At 56.8% G+C, this 23446-nt stretch carries 20 protein-coding genes; 12 read left to right on the top strand and 8 right to left on the bottom strand.

Translation table 11 applies throughout. From position 1 onward, the window contains the following. Window positions 1-111: 111 nt before the first annotated feature. Window positions 112-483, top strand: coding sequence for a DUF6746 family protein (locus COW1_RS06695; protein WP_172844266.1), 372 nt, complete (start codon window positions 112-114; stop codon window positions 481-483). Between the two features lie 268 nt (window positions 484-751). Here the strand turns inward: COW1_RS06695 and COW1_RS06690 are convergent, their stop codons facing one another. Next, window positions 752-1726: a sulfotransferase domain-containing protein gene (locus tag COW1_RS06690; RefSeq protein ID WP_201345808.1), complete on the bottom strand. Its 975-nt coding sequence runs from the start codon at window positions 1724-1726 to the stop codon at window positions 752-754. A 224-nt stretch (window positions 1727-1950) separates the two neighbouring features. Here COW1_RS06690 and COW1_RS06685 point away from each other — a divergent pair, with 224 nt between their 5' ends. Beyond that, a complete protein-coding gene (locus COW1_RS06685; RefSeq protein ID WP_201345807.1) occupies window positions 1951-3213 on the top strand; it encodes an O-antigen ligase in 1263 nt (420 codons plus the stop codon). Here the strand turns inward: COW1_RS06685 and COW1_RS06680 are convergent. Then, window positions 3207-4100, bottom strand: coding sequence for a sulfotransferase domain-containing protein (locus COW1_RS06680; protein WP_201345806.1), 894 nt, complete (start codon window positions 4098-4100; stop codon window positions 3207-3209). The genes COW1_RS06685 and COW1_RS06680 overlap by 7 nt on opposite strands. A gap of 230 nt (window positions 4101-4330) precedes the next feature. Between COW1_RS06680 and COW1_RS06675 the strand changes: the two genes are divergently transcribed. Both COW1_RS06675 and COW1_RS06670 read left to right on the top strand, forming a co-directional pair. After that, window positions 4331-5077 carry a TylF/MycF/NovP-related O-methyltransferase gene (locus tag COW1_RS06675; RefSeq protein ID WP_201345805.1) on the top strand — a complete coding sequence of 249 codons (747 nt, stop codon included), beginning with the start codon at window positions 4331-4333 and terminating at the stop codon, window positions 5075-5077. A gap of 192 nt (window positions 5078-5269) precedes the next feature. Then, a complete protein-coding gene (locus tag COW1_RS06670; protein WP_201345804.1) occupies window positions 5270-6121 on the top strand; it encodes a class I SAM-dependent methyltransferase in 852 nt (283 codons plus the stop codon). 18 nt (window positions 6122-6139) lie between these two features. On the opposite strand, the gene COW1_RS06665 is transcribed toward COW1_RS06670, so the two are convergent. Next, window positions 6140-7057: a c-type cytochrome gene (locus COW1_RS06665; RefSeq protein ID WP_201345803.1), complete on the bottom strand. Its 918-nt coding sequence runs from the start codon at window positions 7055-7057 to the stop codon at window positions 6140-6142. Then, window positions 7054-7710, bottom strand: a complete 657-nt coding sequence (locus COW1_RS06660; protein ID WP_201345802.1) for a cytochrome c — start codon at window positions 7708-7710, stop codon at window positions 7054-7056. Before COW1_RS06660 ends, COW1_RS06665 begins: the two co-directional genes overlap by 4 nt. Window positions 7711-7908: 198 nt before the next feature. Here COW1_RS06660 and COW1_RS06655 point away from each other — a divergent pair, with 198 nt between their 5' ends. Further along, window positions 7909-8697 (top strand): DUF3050 domain-containing protein, encoded by a 789-nt coding sequence (locus COW1_RS06655; RefSeq protein WP_201345801.1) that lies wholly within the window; start codon window positions 7909-7911, stop codon window positions 8695-8697. Window positions 8698-8770: 73 nt separating this feature from the next. Here COW1_RS06655 and COW1_RS06650 read toward each other — a convergent pair whose 3' ends face one another. Next, complete coding sequence (locus COW1_RS06650) at window positions 8771-9394, bottom strand: CBS domain-containing protein (protein WP_201345800.1); 624 nt, start codon at window positions 9392-9394, stop codon at window positions 8771-8773. Between the two features lie 681 nt (window positions 9395-10075). Between COW1_RS06650 and dsrA the strand changes: the two genes are divergently transcribed. The 7 genes from dsrA to COW1_RS06615 all read left to right on the top strand — a co-directional run bounded on the left by dsrA (window position 10076) and on the right by COW1_RS06615 (window position 18036). Further along, window positions 10076-11314 carry a dissimilatory-type sulfite reductase subunit alpha gene (gene dsrA, locus COW1_RS06645; protein WP_096365862.1) on the top strand — a complete coding sequence of 413 codons (1239 nt, stop codon included), beginning with the start codon at window positions 10076-10078 and terminating at the stop codon, window positions 11312-11314. Between the two features lie 53 nt (window positions 11315-11367). After that, complete coding sequence (dsrB, locus tag COW1_RS06640) at window positions 11368-12441, top strand: dissimilatory-type sulfite reductase subunit beta (RefSeq protein WP_096365864.1); 1074 nt, start codon at window positions 11368-11370, stop codon at window positions 12439-12441. A 290-nt stretch (window positions 12442-12731) separates the two neighbouring features. Further along, window positions 12732-13913 carry a cyclopropane fatty acyl phospholipid synthase gene (cfa, locus tag COW1_RS06635; protein WP_096365866.1) on the top strand — a complete coding sequence of 394 codons (1182 nt, stop codon included), beginning with the start codon at window positions 12732-12734 and terminating at the stop codon, window positions 13911-13913. Window positions 13914-14983: 1070 nt separating this feature from the next. After that, a complete protein-coding gene (locus COW1_RS06630; RefSeq protein WP_201345799.1) occupies window positions 14984-16351 on the top strand; it encodes a hypothetical protein in 1368 nt (455 codons plus the stop codon). Window positions 16352-16369: 18 nt separating this feature from the next. Continuing rightward, the gene (locus COW1_RS06625; RefSeq protein WP_201345798.1) at window positions 16370-16789 is read left to right on the top strand and encodes a hypothetical protein; all 420 of its coding nucleotides are present in this window, start codon (window positions 16370-16372) and stop codon (window positions 16787-16789) included. Window positions 16790-17347: 558 nt separating this feature from the next. After that, the gene (locus COW1_RS06620; RefSeq protein ID WP_201345797.1) at window positions 17348-17533 is read left to right on the top strand and encodes a hypothetical protein; all 186 of its coding nucleotides are present in this window, start codon (window positions 17348-17350) and stop codon (window positions 17531-17533) included. Beyond that, window positions 17530-18036: a hypothetical protein gene (locus COW1_RS06615; protein WP_201345796.1), complete on the top strand. Its 507-nt coding sequence runs from the start codon at window positions 17530-17532 to the stop codon at window positions 18034-18036. Before COW1_RS06620 ends, COW1_RS06615 begins: the two co-directional genes overlap by 4 nt. A 191-nt stretch (window positions 18037-18227) precedes the next feature. Here the strand turns inward: COW1_RS06615 and COW1_RS06610 are convergent, their stop codons facing one another. From COW1_RS06610 to COW1_RS06600, 3 genes are read right to left on the bottom strand one after another with little or no spacing between them, the layout of a single operon-like run. Beyond that, window positions 18228-19406, bottom strand: coding sequence for a Wadjet anti-phage system protein JetD domain-containing protein (locus COW1_RS06610; protein WP_201345795.1), 1179 nt, complete (start codon window positions 19404-19406; stop codon window positions 18228-18230). Further along, complete coding sequence (locus COW1_RS06605; RefSeq protein WP_201345794.1) at window positions 19399-22824, bottom strand: SbcC/MukB-like Walker B domain-containing protein; 3426 nt, start codon at window positions 22822-22824, stop codon at window positions 19399-19401. The genes COW1_RS06610 and COW1_RS06605 overlap by 8 nt, the downstream gene beginning before the upstream one ends. Continuing rightward, window positions 22821-23444 (bottom strand): DUF4194 domain-containing protein, encoded by a 624-nt coding sequence (locus tag COW1_RS06600; RefSeq protein WP_201345793.1) that lies wholly within the window; start codon window positions 23442-23444, stop codon window positions 22821-22823. Before COW1_RS06600 ends, COW1_RS06605 begins: the two co-directional genes overlap by 4 nt. Window positions 23445-23446 lie beyond the last annotated feature (2 nt).

Here is a 23446-nt window from a genome sequence, read left to right as displayed (position 1 = left end):
TGAACGCGGGGCAGCCCAGGTGTCTGCCCCGCTCTTTTTGCCTGGCATGTGCAACCTGCCGGGCCCAGGTATCGTGTGACCGATATTTCTGATTGCAGACAAGGAGATGTGATGAAAACCCTGAAAATGGCAGTACTGTTCTCCGCCCTGGCCGTGTCTGTGCCGGCATTCGCGGATGATCGTCCCGGTCACTATGAGGGCGAGCCGGCAGAGACGCTGGAACAGGCCGTGGCCAATTTCTCCGAGTACAACCGGCGTCTGGAAACGATTCTGGGCCAGGGGGAGTTGAGTTCGCGCGACCTGCACGAGATCCACCAGATCACCTATACCCTCGAAAACGCGCTGGAAAGGCTCGAGGAAGAAGTGGAGGAGCTGGCCGAGGTGCTGGAAGAGGTGCATCTGGCGTCAGAGAACGCCGATGCGGAAACGGTGCAGTCGAAAGGCCGGGATTACCTGGAAACTTCGCGTCAGATCATCAAATAGTCTGAGACGGGGATGGCACTGACTTTCGCTGCGTCATCCCCGCGCAGGCGGGGATCCAGTGTCTGGCAGAGCCTGCAAATGCTGGATTACTCGCTTCACCCCAAGGGCACTTTGTCACTTCGTTCGGGCGCGCTCGCCCTTCGGGCCGCCCTGCGTACCCATAGGGCATAAAGGCGTTCAACGCGCTCCGCGCTTTTGTCCCGCCTGCGCGGGAATGACGGAATGACGGATAAACTGAAATCAGCGCCATTCGTCTGAGCAAGGTTGTTCAGACCGCCGGGTCTTCGCCGGCCCGGTAGTCGAACACCGGGTCGAGCGTGGCTTCCATCAGGGCATCGATCTCGCGAACCTGTTCGTCCTCGAAGTAATCGCGGTAGCCGCCGACCTTGGCCCGGCGGACCTTGTAGCTGTCCGGATTGTTGCGGTCGCGCGGCACCATGCGGCCGCCGCTGAGGCGGAAGCTCTGGGCCGATTCCATCTTCTTCATGTTCTCGTAGGAGGCGTAGTCCACCGCTTCCTGAATCTGTTCCGCAGTGGCCGGGATCTCCAGAAATTCTGCTACCCGGCTGAGTGTCGCGTGCGGGTCGGCGCGCATGTCCTCGTAGCGGACCAGGGCGAATTGCCTGACCTTGTCCATCTCCCGTGCCCACAGGTTCATGAACTCCATCACCTTGGGCAGGCCGGCGCCTTCGTGCCTGACGAACTCGTAGACGCTGCACTGCTCGCCGTGCGGCGGGTACTGGTTCAGCGCCTTTTTCTCCGGGCGCATGCGGTGCTGCCACTGGAAGAACTGGGAGACGGCCACGTCGCGCGGGTCGCGCACCAGCAGCAGCACCTTCTTGTCGTAGAAATCCGCCTTGGAGTCCACATGCCCGGTGTAGTCGCCGATGTAGTTGTCGTGGGTAAAGAAGATGCGCGGGATCCGGCGGTCCATGTTGTGGAAGTTATCGAACCCGATCAGGGCGTTCTCGGGCAGCCCGTAGAGTTGCTGGTACAGGCGCGAGACCATCACCCGCAGCCAGGTGCGACCGCTCTTGCCGAAGGAAACGACCACGGCATCGGCCTGTCGCAGTTTGCGATACTGTTCCCGGCCGCGCAGCCGGCGCTCGGCCCGGATGCGCTCGTCCTCATCGGCCCCGGTCAGGTCGAGCCGGAGCTTGAGCAGACGCCGGCTGGTTTTCTTCCAGAGGGTTTTGCTCGCCTGGGGGAGCGAGGCGCGCAGGGCTGCGAAGGTGCTGGTCATGGATGTCCGCAAATCGTGGGTCTCAAGCAATACAGCATTCTAACCGAGCCGGGAACGGATTGCATGACCGCTGTTCAAGTGGTCCGGCGGGTCCGGCTCGGGTAGAATCCGCCCGATTCCCTCACTCTGCCTCTGCGAACGGCCGCAAGCCGGCTGCTCGGGGCGGGACAACCCCTGCGGGTGGTGGCTTGAACGCAACTGCACCTACAAGCATTCCTGTCCCAATGGACTGGAGTAGCCGGATCGGAGTGGCCGGCCTGGGTCTGTTTGCGGCTGGCGGCTTTGCCAATCAGGGTGTTTTCTATGCCGGGCTGCTGCTGATGCTGCTGGCTCTGTCCCTGCGGGGGCGGGACTTCTGGCGCCGCGCACGCAGCCGCCCATTCGTCTGGGTGTCACTGGCGTTGAGTGGTTATATCACGGTGAACTGGCTGTTGGCCTGGCTGCAGGGGAGTGCCGAATGGCGGCCGGAGATCCTGGAGTCCGGTTTCGACCTGTTGTTGGCCGGCGGTGCATTTTCTCTCGTTGTGGCCTACTGGCTCGGTGCCGGTCCCCGGCGTATCCGCTGGGTGCTGGGCCTCGGGCTGGCCGGTCTGGTGCTGTCACTGGCCGTCGGATTCGACTGGTCACGCCTGGAAGTGGTCATGGGCGGCAGGCGCGAATTGTTCGGCATGGGCAACGGCGCCGCCCTGTATGCCGGCACCGGCCTGATCGGCGTGTTGATCCTCCTGCTCACAGGACGGGTCCGCCCGCTGTGGCTGGTCCCGCCGGCTCTGCTGCTGGTGGTGGCCCTGGCCATTGTTGTCCTCTGGAGTCAGACCCGGGCGGTCTGGGTTGCCCTGGCGGTGATCCTGCCGACCCTGCTGCTGGCCATGGCCTGGCATGGCTGGCGCCATGGCCGGGGCGGCCGGACATTGCTGCTGCTGCTTGCAGGCGCCGGAATGCTGGGGGCGACCATAGTGTTCAACGCCGATATCGTCGACAAGCGGCTGGCCAGGGTGGAAGGCGGATTTCTGGCCATACTGACGGATGACGGCGGCGGCCTGGAAGGCTCCGGACTGCAGTACCGTGTCCCGTTGTGGGAACAGGCCAGGAAGCTGATCGGCGAACGTCCCTGGTTCGGCTGGGGTGCGGGTACCAGCAGGATGCTGATAAGCGAATTGGATATCAAGCAGTCATTGACGCATTACCACAACCTGTATCTGCAATTGCTGGTGGAACTGGGCGCGGTGGGCCTGGTGCTGTTCCTGCTGTGGGTGGTCACGGCATTGAAGACTTTCTGGCCCGCCGGCAGGCGTGACGAGCGGGATTTCCCGCTGTTGTTGTTTCTGTTGGCCGCCATGGCCCTGTTTCTGCTCGCCGGTCTGTTCCAGATCCGCCACGATGACGAGCGCGGGCACTTTTTCCTGATCTCGTTCGGGGCCCTGGCCGTCAGCCGTGCCCTGTACGCCGGAGTTGCCCCGGCAACGGGGCGCAGGCCGGCTCAGTAGCCGTAGCCCGGGCTCAGGGTCTCGGCGACGAGCGCATCGATTTCACGGATCTGTTCATCGTTGAAGTAGTCGCGGTAGCCGCCGACCTTGGCCCGGCGGGCCTTGAAGGAGTCGGGGTTGCTGGGGTCGGTGGCGCAGATGCGGCTGTCGCGGGTCTGCCCCGACTGTTCGCGTTTTTTCATTTTTTCGAATTCCGCATAGGCGACAACATCCTCGATCTCCTGCTGTTCGGGCTCGGCGCCAAGGATATGGAGTATCTGTTTCAGGCCGGTCACGGTATCGGTACGCAGGTCTTCATAGCGGAACATGTTCAGGTTGTGCATGCGCTCGAGCCGATCATGCCAACGGTTCATGAAGTCGATAACAGCAGGCAGGCCTGATTCCGGCTGCATCATGAATTCATGGATCGGCATGTCATCGAGCGGCAGCGAATAGAGCCGTCGGCTGTGTCCGCTCATGCGGTACTTCCAGTCGAAGTAGAACGACACCGCAACATCGCGGGGATCGCGGACCAGTAAAATGGTCGGGGTAAGGCGATACAACTCTTCATTGTCCCAGTTCCCGGTGTAATAGCCCAGATGCCGGTCGTGCGTGAAGAAAACCACAGGGACCCTGGGTTCCAGCCGGTGCAGGCGGTCGAAATTCAGCAGCTTGTTTTCAGGTAGATGATAACGCTGCTGATAAAACCGGCTGAGCATGACGCGCAACCAGGTGCGCCCGCTCTTCTCGTGCGAAACGATTATCACATCCGACAGGGATAATTTGCTGTAGTCTTCCTTGCCCCGCAGGCGGCGCTCGGCCAGGAGTTTCTGTTTCTGGGATACGGGGAGGCGGGGAAGAAGTCGCTTGCGTGTGAATTTCGCTAGGACAAGAGATGCAGGCTTCATTGTTTTCGGCGACCAGCTTAATCAATCGGAAGAGTCATGAGGCCTCGCGGGCCGGGTGCCTGTTCTGCGAATTCGATACCAGACAAATATATCAAATCAACCCCGGCATTTTTGCGCAGGAGCAGGTGCCAGGGGGCGGGATTCCCCCACTGTTACCACCGCCGGAAAAAAACTGTATTCTACTCGCCTGGTTACCGGAATTCCAGATATAGACACGGCGATGATCGGCTATGCGATTTGAAAAAAACCCCCTCAAAAGACTTCGGCACAAACTTGTGGAGCGGATAGCAGTCTGGGGCAACCGTTATCTGTATAAACCCCAGATACTCTGGATTGCGGACCAGTCCTGGCTCGATCCGTACCGCCCCTACATGGTGGATGATCCCACCCTGCGTCGGCCGCAGGTCAGGAAACTTGACCGGCGTTTTGTACTTATAGAATTTGCTCGCTATGTCCGGGGCCTGAGAGGGAGTACCGCCGAATGCGGTGTCGCCCGTGGGGTCGGTTCTGCGCTTATCTGCAAAGCCCTTGAGGGGACCTTTGCGTCAACCGACCGGCACTATGGTTTTGATGCCTTCTCCGGTCTCCCCGCGCCTGCTGAGGTCGACCGGATGGCGACCGGCGGTTCCGCCTGGTCGGCAGGCGATCTTGCGCACGACGGTACTCTGGCCAAAGCGGCCTTCGATAAATTCGAACAGGCCGAACTCAGGATCGGCTGGATACCCGATACCTTTGCAGGCCTTGAGGATCAGGTGTTCCGTTTCGTGCATATAGATGTTGACCTTTATCAGCCCACATACGACTCGATCGAATTTTTCTATCCCCGACTGGTTGCAGGGGGTGTCGTCCTGCTGGACGACCATGGGTTGACTACCTGTCCGGGTGCGCGCAAGGCTGTTCTTGATTACATGCAGGATAAAGGTGAGTGCGTGCTGGACCTTCCCACCGGGCAAGGACTGATAATAAAACGCGACTGACAGCTGATCAGTTCATGAATCTTGCCGGTCCAGCCGCTGGATGACCTCCATTAGCATAAAGTGATCGCGCCGATTTTCCGCAGCGCGGACCGCAACCAGGCTGAGTAATCAATGAGTGAACGCCAATTCATGGATGGCCTCTATTCATGCCAGCTGGTGGACGGATGTCCCGTGCCGGGGAAGTAAGTGTCCATGCATTCACGTGAATACGGTCTGATCCTGGCCCGCCAGCTGCTTGCTGTCGAGGATCTTCACTATGGTCTGTGGGACGATCTGGAGGTTACTGTTGCCAACCTCCCGCACGCCCTGCAGAACTACACCGACATGATCCTGGAGGCATTGCCCCCGAGCGATGAATTTCCGCGGCTGCTGGATATCGGCTGCGGTACCGGCAACATGCTGGTGCAGCTGCGGGAGCAGGGCTATGCCGCCGATGGCGTGGTGCCGTCGCCGGCGCTCGCCGGCATGGTGCGCCAGCGGTTGGCGGAAACGGGCAATGCGCAGGCACGGCTGTTTGAATCAAGCTTCGAGGCGCTTGACATGGCCTCCCTGGCCGGCGAGTACGATGTTGCCTTGTTCAGTGAAAGCTTCCAGTACATCCGTCTGGATGACGTATTCGAACGGCTCGATCAGCTGCTGTCCCCGGGCGGGCGGGTAATTATCAGCGACTTCTTCAAGACCGAGGCAGCCGGAGACGGCACGCCCGAGAGTCGCAGCTTCGGCGGTGGACACCCCCTTTCCGATTTCCGTGCCGCCCTGGCGGCGTCCCCTTTCGAAACCCTGCATGACGAGGACATCACAACGCGCGTCAGCCCCACCATCGGCCTGCTCGACGAAGTGCTCAGGGAGCGCATTATCCCGGCGGTGGAAACCACCGGGGTTTATCTGCGCGGCCGCCATCCATGGGGCACGCGGCTGCTGGGCTGGCTGCTGCGCAAGCGCTGGGAGAAGCTGCGGTTCAAATACCTGTCCGGTTATCGTACCCAGGCAGTGTTCGAGCGCTACAAGAATTACCGCCTGCTGGTGTTGCAAAAGCCTGTCTGATCCGCGTATCGCCGCCAGCTATTGGAGCGGATTGGGATAGGCGTGGCTGCCGAGCAGCTGCCCGTCCACCTCGTCGCCATAGTGGCACTGGTGCACATGGAAGGTCGCGTCGGTTTCCTTCAGATCACCTTCATGCCGGGGGTCCTGCGGCCGCTCGTGGCTGTTGATGAAGGCGGCGACGTCCCAGGCCTGCTGGACGCTGAGTGATTCCGGCCTGCCCAGCGGCATATTGGCATGGATGAAGGCAGCTGCGGTGTTGACGCGGTGCATGCCCGCCCCCCAGTTGTATGAGTCCGTGCCCCACAGCGGCGGAAATGCATAGACACCTTCGGCCTTGCGGCCCTGGCCGTCCTCGCCGTGGCACAAAGCGCACTGGGCCTCGAATACCTGCCGGCCGCGGCTGATGTCGGGGGCGCTGGGCGGCTCATCGAGTTTCGGGTAACCCCGGCCTGCGAGCGCCACGCCCACCGGCGCTCCCCGGGCCAGCCAGTAGTGATAGCTCAGGAGGGCCGACAGTTCACGGCTGCCGGAGGGCGGAGGCGCCCCGTTCATGCTGTAGCGGAAGCAGCCCTGGATGCGTTGTTCCATGGTGTTGACGCGATCGTTCTTGCTGCGATACGCCGGATACATGGTATAGGCGGCCCATAAGGGAGCGGAGTCGGCACGGCGGCCGGCGTCGATATGGCAGTTGACGCAGTTCAGGCCATTGCCGACGAATCTGCCGCGCAGCTGCTGGGTGTCCACGAACAGGTCGCGGCCATAACGCACCATCTCGCCGAAGGGGCCCTCCGGCAGTTCGGATTCAGCCGGGGGCGTGAAGCTGGGTGCGCCCTTCGGGGTGTCCGGCAGTTCCGCCTGGTGATCGTCCGTCTGTCCGGCATGGAGCACGGTGCTGCACAGCACAAGGGCAGCGATCAGGTGAAGAGGACGATTCATCGTTCGGCTCCAGGCTCGGGTTTGACAGCAGGCTGCGAGGCGAAGTACTCCGATACCGCCTGGATCTGAGTCTGGGTCAGGCGTTCGGCCACAACGCGCATCAGGTCGTTGGCATCGTTGTGGCGGGTACCTTTGCGCCAGGCCTCGAGTTGGGACTGAATGTAGCTGGCGTGCTGGCCGGCCAGGGCGGGGAAATGGGGGTCCACGCCGCGGCCCCCCGGTCCGTGGCAGCTTACGCAGGCGGGGATGGTATTGTCCCAGTCGCCGCGCAGGGCCAGCGTCCGGCCGCCGTCCGGCGGAGCAGCAGTATCGGCATTGTCCATAGGCGCCTGACCGGCATAGTAGGCAGCGACATCGAGTCGTTGCTGCTGCTCAAGTGCGGCGGCAATCGGCTGCATGACCGGGTTGCTTCGCGTGCCCTGGCTGTAGTCCTGCAGCTGTTTGCTGAGGTACTTGTCACTCAGGCCCGCCAGACGCGGAAAACCCGCGGCGGGGTTGCCTTCGCCAGCTGCCCCATGGCAACTCACGCAGGCCGTGGCGCCCTGGTCGTTGCCCTGCATGGCAATGCGCTTGCCTGCCTCAGCATTGCCCAATGCCTGTGCGGGTGTTGGGATCAGACTGAGCAGAAAAAGGGCAGGGAAGATTTTCAGCATGGGTGATCGTTCCGTCTTCTGTGAGCATCGATGATGCCCGATCCGGTTCGAGTTGAACATATAGTATAGATGCTGATTATCAGTCTGGCGATGACTGGTATTTCCGGGTTTAAAACCGCCCTTATCCGAAGGTTGAAGGGGCATTGGGCGGCTGGTAGATTTTCCGACCGTCTGTCTGTACTGAACAGGGATCATTCCATGACCACGCCCATCGCCGAGGACATCATCCAGTCGCTGCGCAACGACCTGGATCAGCACCCCGTCTATGCCGCCATCCAGGGACTGGACGAGTTGCGTGTGTTCATGGAGCACCATGTCTACTCGGTGTGGGATTTCATGTCGGTGGCCAAGCATCTGCAGGCCGTGGTCGCCCCCGCCGGTTTTCCCTGGGTGCCGGTGGGCGACGGGGATGTCCGGCGCTTCATCAACGAGATGGTGCTGGGCGAGGAGTGCGACGAGGCCATGCCCGGCAGCGGCGTCGGCCATACCAGCCACTTCGAGCTCTATTGCCAGGCCATGGAGGAGATCGGCGCGGATACCGGACCGATACTCGTCTTCGTGGATGCGGTGCGTCAGCAGGGTGTGGACGCGGCCCTGGCGTTGCCCTCGGTGCCTTCTCCATCACGTGTCTTCACAACGACCACATTCAGGTTTCTGAGGTCCGGCAAGCCGCATGAGGCCGCCGCTGCCCTTGCGTTGGGGCGCGAACACATTATCCCCGACATGTTCCGCGCTATACTCGAGCGCTCAGGTATCGGTCGACGGGACGCACCGATTTTCCACTATTATCTGGAGCGTCATATTCATCTGGACGAGGGATCCCACGGTCCCCTTTCCCTGCGGCTGCTGAACGGTCTGTGCCACAGTGACGATGAACGCGAGGAGGCCGTTGTCGCCGCACGGGAGGCTGTGCAGGCCCGGCTGGCATTCTGGGATGGCGTACTGGCCGCCCTGGAGAGCGGCGACGTCCGAGCGAGGCAGGCGTGAGGGTTGAAAGTTATTCGATTAGAGATCAATCGGCGTGGCCGGAAGGAATTGAACCTGAGTGGCATCCGGGAACTCAGCTGCCGTTAACAGCCGTATAATCCTCATCGTTGGTCCTGATACTGTCAAAGAATACCCTTACGAGATCGGAGCGAGTGATCATACCGACAGGTTCACTGTTGTCGTTGACAACAATAATGCGCTTGATCCGGTTCTTCTTCATGATATCCAGGGCATCATGCAATGTGTGCTCGGGACGTATGGTGAGGATGTCCGTAGTCATCAATGAAGCCACATTTCCTTCGGGCGATTGAATCTCGGCGTGGTGCGTGAACATGGCCTCGAGCGTTTGCCAGAGATTGTGCGTGGGGTGATGGCTGGGCACGCCGATTGCACGCAACAGATCTGCTTCAGTGATAATTCCGATCAGCTTATTGGTCTGATCGACCACGGGAAGGCCGGAAATCCTCATGGTAACCATTGCATGGGCGGCCGTGGAAAGCGTGGTTTCAGGTCGCACTGTATGCAAGGATGAAGTCATCAGACGTTCAACCAGCAAGGATTCCTTTTCCCTGATGCTTGCATGTATGTGTGCTCGATTAGAGATTTCCATGAGATCGTCCACCGTTACGTCAATGTAGGTTCCCATGCCCGCCAGGGCATGATCAAAATCTTCTCTTGTCAGTCGTGTGCTGTACATGATTCGCGCAATATCCTCAGCGGTGACGAACTTTGCGTGGTATAGGCAGCATGATTTCAAGGACAAGAAAGCAGTCGATTCATGTCGCATCTAATAAATACTAGCGATACATCCTGAGACGTTACAAGAAGAATATTTCGAATGTCGCTATAGGTGACGGCGATACTGCCTTGTCGATGATGATCTCAATCCTGAGGTCTGAATCATGCAGAGAATCGTTCGCCTTAAATTCCGGGATTGCTGCTGAATGAAATCCCAGTCAATCATGTGAAGCTGATACTGCCCTCTGTAGTTTGTGGCCGTCAGTCAATACGCAGATCCTCCCCTGTACATGACCATTGTCAAATCCGACGATGTATCGATGTGCTCGATACGAGTGGGCAAAAATTATCGTTTGTGTTCAATTTATCAGGCCGATAAGAATGAAGCGGACGGACTTTCAGTGTCGCTGTAATAGTCGGCCGGCATCGCGACGTTGAAGGGCAGGGGTTATTGGCGAAAACGACGATACAAGGTATGGGGAATGATGATGGCGACGACCTCATATCCCATATAAACCATTACGCCTAACCAATAATAGATATTAACTTAATAGGTTGATTGGTTATTGTTAATAACACAGATAAATGCTTTACCTGAGTCGGCTGGACATAATGCGACGTCAACGTGAGGGTATGTGTCATGACGAAAAAGCTTCATGAAACACCAAATCTGGATCAGTTGGAAAGCGGCCCCTGGCCAAGTTTTGTAACCGGGTTCAAGCGGCTGGCTAACGATAAGCCCATGATGGCCGATCTGCTGGGTCAGCTTGAGCATTCGTATCAGAACGTAAAGGGGTACTGGAAGGGTGGGACCGTCACTGTCAGGGGGTATGGTGGCGGCATTATACCGCGCTTCTCCGAGGTGGCGGATAAGTTTCCGGCATCATCTGAGTTCCATACGCTGCGTGTCATGCCTCCACCGGGGATGCATTATGACACTGATATTCTGCGTAAATTCTGTGACGTTTGGGACGAGCATGGCTCTGGACTGCTGGCGTTGCATGGTCAGAGCGGCGATATGATGTTTCAGGGCTGTACGAGCGACAACATCCAGGCAGCATTTGATGCGATAAACGAATTGGGGTTCGATCTGGGGGGTGCAGGCCCTTCTGTGCGCACATCAATGTCGTGTGTCGGGGCTGCGCGCTGCGAGCATTCCTGCTTCAATGAGGCGATTGCGCATCGCCAGGTAATGAATTCGTTCACCGATGACCTGCATCGGCCTGCGCTCCCTTATAAATTCAAGTTCAAGTTCTCGGGTTGCCCGAATGACTGTATGAATTCGATCCAGAGGGCGGATATGGCCGTAATCGGTACCTGGCGTGACGACATAAGAATCAAACAGGACGAAGTAAAGAAGTTCGTTCAGGAAAAGGGCCGTGATTACATCTTGAACAACGTTATATCACGCTGTCCAACAAAATGCATTCAACTCAATAAGGATGACACCATCGAGGTGGACAACAGCAACTGTGTCCGTTGCATGCATTGCATCAATGTGATGACGAAGGCGCTTTCACCCGGGCTTGATCGTGGTGTGTCAATTCTGGTCGGCGGAAAGCGCACACTCAAGATCGGTGATCTTTTCGGTACGGTGCTTATTCCTTTCAGGAAACTGGAATCACAGAAGGATTACGACGAGCTTGTCGAGCTGGCGGAGACCATCATTGACTTCTGGGCCGAAAACGGGCTCGAGCATGAACGACTCGGCGAGACCATAGAGCGAATTGGACTGGCGAATTTTCTGGAGGGTATCGGTGTGGATGTGGACCCCGCCATGGTCGCCCAGCCTCGCAGCAACTCCTTTGTGAGGATGGATACGTGGGAGGAGGAAGCGGAGAAATGGCGTCAGAGACAGGCGGAAGGCAGCAGTGCCTGATGTCTTTCGGAAACAGAGTAAACACCTCCGTCCAGTACTGAAAGGAGTAAGCTATGAGTGAGCAGTTTCGTGAAGCCATAGAAAGTGGGGTTCCGGATGCCTTCAAATACATGCATCCCGTGATGCGCAGGAACTACGGGCAATGGGACTGGCATGAGCGCTGTCGTCCCGGTGTGCTGCATCATGCTTCGCACAACAATGAACACATCTGGACAGTACGCGCAGGCACGCAGCGACAGATGGATACGGGCACCATCCGTAAACTGTGTCAAATTGCAGACGAGTACGCTGAGGGGCATGTCCGGTTCACAATCCGCAGCAATATCGAGTTCATGGTGAGTGAAGAGAGCAAGGTCGTCCCTCTCATTGATAAATTGACGGCAGAAGGGTTTCCGGTGGGGGGCACGGGTAACTCGGTGTCGATGATCTCTCATACCCAGGGATTTCTTCATTGTGATATCCCAGCCACCGATGCATCAGGCGTGGTCAAGGCCCTCATGGACGAGTTGTATGATGAATTCGTCAATGAGCGCATGCCTAACCGCGTTCATATATCCACATCCTGCTGCCAGATCAATTGCGGCGGCCAGGCGGATATTGCGGTCAATATCCAGCACACCAAACCACCCATGATCAATCATGATCTGGTTTCGAATGTCTGTGAAAGACCCGCTGTTGTAGCCAGATGCCCGGTAGCGGCAATACGACCGGCTATGGTGAATGGAAAACCTTCGCTGGAAGTGGACGAGCGCAAGTGCGTCTGCTGCGGAGCCTGTTATCCGCCATGCCCACCAATGCAGATCAACGATCCCGAGAACTCAAAGCTTGCGATCTGGATAGGTGGAAAGAACTCAAATGCCAGGTCCAAACCCAGCATGATGAAGCTGGTTGCGGCCGGGTTGCCAAACAAACCCCCGAGATGGCCAGAAGTGGCCGCCGTCCTGAAAAAGATCCTGCGCTGTTACCAGGAAAATGCAAAAGACTGGGAGCGTGTTGGAGAATGGGTAGAACGCATAGGCTGGGAGCGATTCTTTCAACTGACAGAGCTTCCGTTCACACGTTTTCATGTCGATAACTGGACCGGAGCAAAATACACGCTCAATCATTCCACGCATATCCGGTTCTAAGGCACATGTCAGGTCGGCGAGACTTGGCGCCGACCTGACAGTATTCCCTGACCTGCAAAGCGCCTTTGTATTGCAGTTTTCGATATCCGTTACCAATAAATATTGATTGTATGGCTGCAGTAAAACAAATAATTTAAATGATTATTATTGTGTAAGCGTTTGCAGGTTCTCCGATGTCGGTAATTTTCACACAGGGTGCGGATGCTTCTCGTGCCACTGATGAGTTCTGCCGTTCTGCTTGCGACCACTGCACACGATATCCGAATCACCGGTCACGAGGTATTTGAGATATGCTCAGCAAGGAAAAACCATCCCTCAACCGTTGGACAGGTTTCGTTTCCCGCACCGAGGTCGGTGCGCCTGAGGTACTGACTAATCTCCTTGCAGAAGCGGAGGTGACGATTAACGGTAGTGCCCCCTGGGACATCCAGGTACTTGATACCGACGTCTATCGACGGGTCCTGACGCAGGGATCGCTGGGCTTCGGAGAAGCTTATATGGACGGGTTATGGGAGGCCGAGGCGCTCGATGAACTGTTCACGCGGCTGCTGCGTTCCGATGCCGACGAACGTCTATCGGGATGGGCCAGGATCAAGCTCATCGCCGAAGCGGCTCGCCAGAGTCTGCTCAACCTGCAGCGACGTCAACGGGCCTTCCAGGTGGCCGAGAAGCATTATGACATCGGCAATGATGTCTTCACTGCCATGCTGGATCCGAGCATGAGCTATTCATGCGGCTACTGGCTCAATGCCCAATCGCTGGATCAGGCCCAACATGACAAGAACGATCTGATCTGTCGCAAGCTCAAGCTGCAACCGGGGGAACGGCTGCTTGACATCGGTTGCGGCTGGGGCGGTCTGGCACGTCATGCCGCCAGATACTTCGACGTGGAAGTCACGGGGGTAACGGTCTCGCGTGAGCAGCAGCAGCTTGCGCAGGAGCGTTGTGCCGGCCTGCCGGTGACAATCGAGTTGATGGATTACCGCAATCTTCAGGGCCGCTATGACAAACTGGTCTCTGTGGGCATGTTCGAACACGTGGGTCCGAAAAATTACCAGGAATATTTCGATATCGCCTGGCGCCTGCTGCAGGACGACGGACTGTTTCTTCTGCACAGCATCGGTATCCACGCCACCAGCAAGACCGTCGATCCCTGGATCGACCGGTATATCTTTCCCAATGGCAAGTTGCCGTCCGCGCATGAAATCGCGGCGGCTCTGGATAAACGGTTCATCATCCAGGACTGGCATAATTTCGGTCAGGACTACGATCTCACCCTGATGGCCTGGTGGCAGAACTTCGAATCCGCATGGCCTGCCCTGGAGGCGAGATACGGCAGGCGCTTCTACCGGATGTGGAAATATTATTTGATGAGTTGTGCCGGATTTTTCCGCTCCGGTCAGGGGCAGCTGTGGCAGCTTGTTCTCAGTAAACGTGAACGCGAGCAGGTCTACCGTTCGATCCGTTGGTAGAGGCGCCCGTCCGCACCGGCTTGTGTGAAACCGCCTCCTGACTCGAGGCGATTCTCGAGTACCCGGAAGGATTTTCGCCGCTGCGCGGCTCACCCCTCAAGGGGGGCTGCTCATTGCGTTCGCTGCCCGTTGTCTCGGCCTGCTTCGCAGGCCTCGGCTCGAACCTGAGGAGGTTCTCATCGGTCTCCGGATATCCCGACATGAAAAGGCCCACCGCAGGGGTGAGCCTTTTTCATATCCGGCGCGCCCGGAAGGATTACCGGCCTTCGGCCGTTCTGCGCACCTCCGGTGCTTGTCGAACAGTATATGAGTCGGAGGTTCGAATCCTGCTGAAACATCCCTCATAAAGCAAAAAAGGCCACTCGAAGGTGGCCTTTTCCGCTTTATCTGGCGCGCCCGGAAGGATTATTCGCCGCTTCGCGGCTCACCCCTCAAGGGGGCCGCTCGCTCACTGCGTTCGCTGCGCGTTGTCTCGGCCGGCTGCGCCGGCCTCGGCTCGAACCTGAGGAGGTTCTCATCGGCCTCCGGGCACCCCGGACACAAAAAAAGCCCACCCAAGGGTGAGCTATTTTTGTGTCTGGCGCGCCCGGAAGGATTCGAACCTCCGACCGCCTGGTTCGTAGCCGGCTTGCACGAACCAATTAGCTATTAATATCAATTGGTTGCATGACAGGCTGTCCGCTGCACACTTCAGCTAAGTCATTGAAAGTCCGTATAAGACCAGATCCTTATAGCGCACTTGGTACACACTGGCTGCCACGGTGTTCTACTGCACGATATTGTTGCCCCGTTGGCGGGAAGCCCGACTCCGGGGCAATTTCCGATCACTGGAACCGATCCATAGCTTCCTTGAAATCTCACAGCGCATGATCCACCAGTTGGCGGAACTGCACCTCGAGCTGTTCGTGCGCCTGTGAATTGATGTGCTGTCTGTGAGCTCCTAAACATCAGACATCGGCTTGGATACGAAAAGCAGCTGAGCAATTGCATGGTTGATTTATCTCGAGAACGGTCGCCGCATTAAAGGATTGGCATCACTGGTCGAGTGTATCGAGTTGAATTTATAAATTATGGCAGATCTATTTATGCGCATTAAAATGCGCTTTGCATTACTTATTTCGATATATCTTATATCACCACTCGGGGTATGGGCAAAGGAGGACTCCGTTCCAGCTTATGATCAAGCCATAGCGGGGCAACGGATTGCTTCGCTCGCCGAAGCCGGCCTGAGTGATATCGATACCCTCTGGATCCCGGAGCGTTACCGCGATGACAACAAGGCCGCGCTCTACCTGAAGGGTAAGCGCTACGTCACGCCCAAAGGGCACAATGATGTAACTGGTTTCCTTCAGATGACAAACAGCGATTACTTGGTTGCTGTCCGCCAGGAGGGTGTACCACTGGAGCAGGCGGATCTGCCTGAAAGAGCTGGCAGCTCGGTGGTTTTCTATGCTGTATCTGAAACCGGCGAAACCAAAGCGCAGCTCGGCGTCATCAAGCCGGTAGGTCCTGTCGTTGTCGGCAAGCAGGGGATCTTTGTTTCCCGCAACGAGACCAACGGGCTTCGCAGCTACGCCGGCTATGATGCCAACGGCAATCCCGTTTCAGGACCTCAGGGTGTGTACTTTGCGACACCGTCAAGCGATGGCGGCTGGTTGATCGAGATGCTCGACGAAGAGCACTACGACTATATCGATACCGCCTACTATCGTGTGGACGCCGACGGCAGAAAGACCCGGATTCGGGATGGCATCGTACGAGGCACCTCACATCGCGAGATGATGAATACCTCGGCAGCTTTCGTGAATTCGGTCCCGTATGCCGATTCGGTTCGGACCGGCTTCCACATGTACTTGTGGCAGAGCATGCAAGTCACCGATCGAGGTAGCCGCAACTGGATGGGATCGTTCATAAGCTTCGAGCTTGATCGGATCGAAGCCAAGATTGGCGGGTTGCTGGGTTTCGGTCGTAGTTACACGAAGACCGGCTACTATGATGTCGACTACGGCACCAACCGTTCTGTACGAGCGGTGGTGGCGCGGGACCTAGTGAAGCGCTCGGCATTGGTGGGTGACAAGGACCGGCCGCTGGCCGTGACACAGCTGGATTCATCAGACCACAAGGGAGGCTATGTCGGCTTCGCTGACCTGTATGCTCAGGAAGGCGAGCCGCAGCACAGCACTCCGGTGTTCAAGATCGCCGGCGCCGGTTTCGAGCTCTTCCGCTCCGTGGTCGGAAACAATACGGGCAAGGCAAGCGCGGCGAGCAAGAACGATGCCTATGTCTTCGTCACACCCAAAGGTGCGGTTATGGTGCTGGCCTATACCCCCGAGCGCATCGGTGAAGACACGGTTAAAGCCTATGAGATCATGTCGGACAAAGCCGTGGACGGCCAGGCGATGGAAGCGTTTCTGACGCAGTACCAGATGTTTCGCTGATCACGAGCAACGACAGAAATGTTGCGTTCTATCATCGGCTTTGTGGTTGGGTATGTAGGCACCATTTATGCCTGCTATTTCGCCGATGCACTATCTCAGTGGATGAAAGGCGACCTTCCATTCTCCGATACCTTCGGTAGCGGCCTCGATCGCATGCTGGCATACCTGTCGGCGTTGATCGAGGATCCGCGGAACTTGGAGAATCTGTTCACGCAGGCCGGCGATGGAATGATTCTGATTGGCATTGTTCTGTTCGTCGTACTGATGGTCGCAGGTCATACCAATGCGCCTGCTGGTAGCGATGATGACGAATTCGATTATATGGAATGTAAACAGGAAAAATCACTCGGCGTTAATCCATGGACGGGAGTGCCGATGGCGGATGAATTAGTCGATATGAGCGGAAATTACATGACGGATTCGGATCCTGACGATTAAAGAAGTTTCTGGGAACAGACATCGTCATGACATGGTGAACTCATGCCGCGATGATTTTTTGAAGGGATGGTTTTCATGTTTGGGCGTGTCTGGTGACAGGCGCTATACATCGTCCGAGCGATTCCTCCACTCTCTCCATCTTCTGCAGAACCAGGGGTCCATGTATATGCCGCTGAACAGTCCGAATATACAGCTGACCACGAACAGAGGCGCGAAGTAGCGTATCAGATCAATCAGCATCATTCTGTTCCTCCGCCTTTTGATCAAAATCCTCGGCGATAGCGGTAACTATGCTCGCGAGCAGGGGCGAAGTCTGGCGGTAAGCGAGTTCTCGGAAACGCCTGGCGTGTACAAGCCGTTCTCGCCTGCAGCGTTCGCGCGTCTGGAGGATCACTTTTCGGGAATGATTGGACATGCATCTACTGCCGGGTTGAGGGAATACACTACGCTGCCGGATTGCCGGCTGTTTGAAGGCGTGTCGGCATCTGTGGCCGGTTCTTGAGTCATGGCTGAATCGATCTTGCCTTCATTGATACCTTCGGTCGTGGTCTCGATTGCATGCTGACATGCCTGTCGGCATCGATCGAGGTTCCGCGGAACCCGGCGAAACTGTTCACGCAGGCCGGCGATGGTGTGACTCTGATTGGTATTGTTCTGTTCGTCGTGCTGATGATTGTAGGTCTTGCCAATGCGCCTTCTGGCGGCGATGATGGCGAATTCGAGTATATGGAATATCTATTATGAAGCGAATTAATCGCATTTTAATCACTCTTCTGAGAATCCTGTTTTTTATGATTCTCGGACTATGGCTTGGTCATGTCACGTCGCTGTTTATCTTTACAGATGCCACGTGGAAGGGCGTATGGGGTGAAGCCAGTAGTTTGCTTCTCACTAATATCTATATTCTGTCTGAGTGGGACATTCTCCCGTTGCTTCGGAACACTCTTCCAGGCCCTGGATTGATTCTGCTGCTATGGGCAATCACTATCGGGTTTAACCGCAAAATTTCGGCTGTTACTGCAAGAACGGGAAACGGGAAAGATGCCTCGACCGGTATTGAAAGATCAGCGGAAGATATCCGGGGAATAGGTGAAGCCGGGACTGCGACGGCTACCGAATCTCCAGTCGAGACGAACGATAACGATACGACGGGACTACTAATTCCAGTGGAGACTGTAGGCGAGTGGACTGACATTTATCACGATGCCAACCCTCGTATATTCGAAGACCGTACATCCGGTATCTAAAGTTATACAGGTTAATCCATCAAGTGGAGACCCCTCGTGGTCGCATTACAAAAGATTATCGCTTTCATTCTGAAACAGGTCCTAGCGCTATTCGTCCTATACCTTTTTCATAGCCAGTATGACGGAAGCGCCTTTTCTGAGGGTATTGGAGCTGCGGCTTAGGGGCTGTATATTCTGCTCGTGAGTGTTGATTACATCGAAACTTCATTCGCTTCAGTTGATTCCTGCTCGCACGCCCCATACCCCCGGTGCGCAAGGCTTTCCACCAGGCGATCCGCGACCGGGTTGATCGGCATCATCTGCCGAAGCTGGCTGATTTGCCGGTCCGTGTAACGCTCGCCGGACTCGATATCCATCTGATGGGGGACGACTGAACGCGTGCCTGCTGCCGCCTGCAGGCATTTCAGGATCCGGAAACCGTCAACATCCGTGTCGCCCCAGTGGTAGAGCGGGGTTCCCGCGTCTGCCGTTTTCTCAGCGAGCGCGCCATAGAAGCGCTGAAGGGCGCGGGTCGGGTAGCCGGCCGTGTAAATCACCATCCCGCTTCGCGGGAAGTGCCGGGTATACTCATTGAAGCTCGACTGATTCTCGATCGTGAGAATGTAGGCCGGCATGGAGGTCATCTGAAATTGCGACAGGTAACCGGCCGGCACCCCGATGTAGGGGGCAACATCCGCGTTGATGCGATCTTCACCCTGATGGAGCGTCAGCGGTCCGCGCAGGAGGGTAGGGTGCTCCAAGGGCACCAGGTTGATCTGAGCCATGACTTCGCCGGCTCGATGATCCTTCAGCCCCAGTCGCTCCCGATATATCGCTGCCAGGGGCGCCTCCAGTTGACGCGTAAGCTTGGAATCCCCCAGAAAACGTGCCCCGAACTGGCGGTAATCAAGCTGAGATTCCGGGGACAGGGATTCGATGCCACAAATCGCCTGAACCAATGCCGGCAGTCGATCCGCGTGGTCAACCGATAATCCGTAGGCATTCTTACCCTCGAGCCAGCGTTCCCGGATTACCTCGAGGCAGGCGAGCAGCCAGGCCGGAGCGTCAGACTGGTCCAGTTTGCTGAAGGCAGCGTCTACCGAAGCTCCCAATAGCGGCCGCCCCAGGAAGTCCGCCAGCGCCGCAACGTCGGCAAGGCGGATCAGCTTGAGCTCCGTTCCTTCGTAGTAGCGTCGCCACTCCCGCCGGACCGCCCCCTTGCCCTCAGCCAGGCCCAGATACTCATGAAAATCATCCAGCTTGGCCGCATTGCTGAAAGGGTATCCCTGGATTTTCGAGGCAGGCAAGGTGATATCCCGGACCCGTTCGCGCTGGACTTCACCGCGCGACAACAGCCCCTCCAGGATTGCCTTCCCGGGGTGATCAGCCATCTACCGGCTCCGGCGCGGTGGGCTCAGGACTCAGATCAACGGAATCCGGATCATCATAGACTTTCCGGAGCAGTGCCCTGGCCGCTGGCGTGACATGGTCGACGTCGACTGACACCCGACTGCCTTCACGGGTGAAGAACAGCACCGTATCGACCACCTGACGCAAGCGCGGCTCGGCATCATCGGGGGTGGCGACGAATAACTGCAGCCCGACGGATTTGAGGTACTCCGTCGCCTGGCGAGTGTTGGTGGAATCCATCTTCTCAAAGGCTTCATCCGCCAGATACAGACTGAGCCCACCATCGAGTGACCCGTCCTCCCGGCGATTGATCCGGTAGGCGCTGGCCAATGAGGCCCCCATCGCCACATAGAAAGGGGTCTTGTGCTCGCCGCCGGAGGCGCGCCCAATCCGGCGTGACAGATTCTCCTTGATCCCAGTCTCCGGGTCCTGGATTTCAATGTCGTAGGTGAAGTATTCCCGGTAATCGGATAAGGTCTCGTCACCGTCGAGCATCTCCTGGACCTTGCTGTTGATGTGCGCATGCTCATCGAACAGACTGTCGACGTTCGCCGCGGCATGCTCATCGACCGACTCGACATAGTCGATGAAATCCCTGTGTTCCTCCTTGCGCTGAAAGCGGAACTGGTAAAGCTGATTGGATGAAAATGGGCGCTCTTCAAGCTCTGAATTCAATTCCCTGAACCGACGACGCATATCATCGATACCGCTTCTAAGCTTGATCGCAAGATCAGTGCGGAATACATTCTGCACTCGGCGCAGAGCGTCATTCAGCTCCTCTTGGCGTTCATGCAGACCCACCTCTTTCAGAGAGGTCAGCATCTCATCGACCTTGACCCGGTAGCCCGCGGGCGACATGTTCTCCATGAACAGGTCTTCGGTGGGATAAATGGTTTTGTATTCGACCAGTCCCGACATTGCTTTTTTATCCCTTTCTTCCATGATCTTCCTGGCGTTATCGGCCTCTTTCCTAGCCTTATCTGCCAGGGAGTAGCAATTCACCTCTTCGGACGATTCCTCGCTGGATTCAAGCTTCTCCAGGAGTTCAGCCGCCAATTGCGCATCATAATCATCGTCATGTTCCCGTTCACGACGCTCCTCTACCAGGCGCGGAATCTTGTGGTTCGATAATTCCTGGATTCTCTCCTTCTTGACGTGAAATTCATCCCGCGCCCCGCGCCTGTCTCCGATTGATTTGACATTTTCATCGGAAAGCTGGCTCTTCTGATTGCGCAACACGGCCAGCTGATCCTCGATCTCCTGGAGGTGACTGGTATCGATCGCCTGAATCTGCCGATCCAGATCATCTATATGCTTCCCCAGCTCGAGTTCGCGCTGGACCCGACGGGCAAGATTAGGCTGTTCGGAAATCTTTTCACGGAACGTATGCGAAGCCGAGGTGAGCTTCTTGACATCAGTGTTTTTGGCATTCAGAACGCTCAGGCGCGCCACGCATCGATCCAACTTGGACTCCATATGTTGAATCTGCGACTCACGCGCCGCGCGCCCGAGCACAGGGAATTCAGGCAGCTTGAGGCGACGAACCGACGCTTCCTGCACAATCATCCCATCCGGGCTCATTGCGCGTTTCTCCCGAATAAGGCGCTTGGTGTCGACGTCGCACAATTTCATCCCCCGGAGAAGGCGCTGGACATAGGCGATGGCGAGTGAATTATCCCCGGAGATCAGTGTCGGCGCCGTATCCGGATCGAACGCATCATTCCAATCCTGTACTTTTTCCGTATTGACGACATTGGCGCCGTAGGCCACAGTCTTTTTTAATGTCCGGTATATCTCGACGGCAGCACGGGCCTGCTCCGGCGAAACAATCAGGGCCTGCGTGCGCGCACCGAGGAAGGCTTCAATCGCCGGCTGCCATTTAGGGTCCGTGACCTCGACCAGTTCGCATACCGGCGTTGCCTCGATCCCATGCTCGGCCAGTGCCTCAATAAGCGCCAGCGTGTTGCGACCCAGATCCGATTTGCCCGCCCTGAGACGCTCAAGTGCGACCTCGCATTCTTTCGCTTCTTTGGTCAGCGCCTCGGCTTCTACCGCAATCCCACGACCCTGATCAAATACATTGTCGATAATCTGATCGATTTCACCCCTCAGATCGGAAACCAGGCGGTCGATCTCCTCGGGTGATTCCGGCCAAGCCATCAACCCCGGCTGGCAGAGACGTGCCATCTCTTTCAGATTGTGAACGAATTCTGTCGGTAACGATTCTGCATGCGGCAACAATTCAGAGGCGTAAGCCAACTTGCCCTGCAATTTTTCCATCTCCTCTCGTATACGCCTGAGCTCGGATGTTTCGTGGTTGCGCTGGGTCTCGAGCTGCGCTTTAGCGCTCTGGGATTCATCTGCATTCAGGGTTGTCTCAAGCCTCCGAATACGTTCCTCAACTACGCTGATGCGTATTTTAAGTTCAATCACACGACGGTGAATGTGAGAATGCTTTGTGCGGGCATTTAGAGCGCTTTCAAGCAGTGACTCTCTATCCTCGTCCGCTGCCTGGAATCGCATTTCCGCTTCACACCAGCGGTAGCCGGCACTGAGTTGGGCTTTGCGCTTAGCCTGATTCAGATAGCCCTGAACCACACTCAACCGATTAACCTGATCCTCCGTACGTCTGACCGCCTCCAGCTTATTATTGTAGCTTTCTATGCTCTGACGCATCTGCTCGATATTGATAGGTTTCTCGTCCAGAATTGAATTCTGGACAAAATCAGACACCGACCCTTCCAATGCGCTCATGTAGACGGATTGCCTGAATGAACGCCGGTATTTATCCAGCGCTGGCGGGCGCTTGTCCGGACCCAAGCTGGACAGCAGCTGCTTCACAAAATTCTTCGGATCGTGACCGAAGTTATACGCATGGCCCACACGCTCGACGCGCTGACTGATGGATTCCCGGATGGCGGCGTAGGGCCGAGGATATTCACCTTCCGGACTGGATTCCAGGAAATCTCCCAGACGCATTTCGAGATTTTCGGCAATGAAAAAGCCTTCGACCTGCTCCTGGTGATCCGCCTGGCGAGCGGAGACGGCCGCACCAACACTGGTGAATTGCCCTGTCTCCTCATCCCTGAAAACCAGGCAGATCCGACACAACGCATCCGGGCGGGGCTGAAATTCCGTCTTGCCGGCGGTCGCGCCTTCGTCTTTAATGATACCCAGCACATAGCTGCGCACATCGCGGCTGCGCTGACGGTTGGTCGCCTTGGCGTTCGGGCGCCAGTCGTTCTTGTTTCCGCCGATCATGACGTACTGGATGGCGTCGATCAGGCTCGACTTGCCCGATCCATTATTGCCGATCAGCGCGGTCGCACCGCGGATTTCCCACTCAACGGATTCGAAGAGGTACCAGTTCACCAGAATAATACGATGGAGGCGCTTCATGCTTCAGTCTTCTCTTCTTCCTGCGCGCCCGTATCCACATCATGGCCCTTCAGGTATCCCTCCATGATTTTGAGCGCATCCCCGTTGATCAGGGATGTGATGGTCGGATAGATACGCAGTCGCTTGATTTCAGGTCGATCCTCGTCTTCGCCGAGATCCACGATGCCGCATCGCTCAAAAGGCTCGCGCAAGGCATCGAAATCATTCTTGGTCCTCGGCAGTTCCCGTCCTGTAAACTGCTGGTAATTGTGCTCAAAATCCTCCAGCGCGATATCAACCGTACTGTCGTCATTGGCATTGAAGTTATTCACGGAATCGTCGTACATCTTGCGAAGCGCAAGCAAAAGCAACGTTTCATCAATGCGCATGCGGCGCGTGAAATCCCGGGGGATCGCGCCGACATACCCCAGCGATTCCTCAATTACAAGGTTGTAATTCAGCGCATCCATGAGATGGATGAAATATTTAGAGCACCGCACTACCACCTCATAATGTTTGCGATGCAGCTGTTTGGCCCGATGCAGAAACTGGCGACTCAGCAGGTTGTAGCCGGCGCTGCGCAACTGTTCTTCTTCGATGCCATCGAAGCGCTGGGCGGTATTTTTGAGTTCGGTAAGCATAC

Origin of the sequence: Thiohalobacter sp. COW1, from assembly GCF_016629505.1 — a bacterium.
Classification (GTDB): Bacteria; Pseudomonadota; Gammaproteobacteria; order Thiohalobacterales; family Thiohalobacteraceae; genus Thiohalobacter; species Thiohalobacter thiocyanaticus_A.
This window is presented reverse-complemented; position numbering and strand designations above follow the sequence as displayed.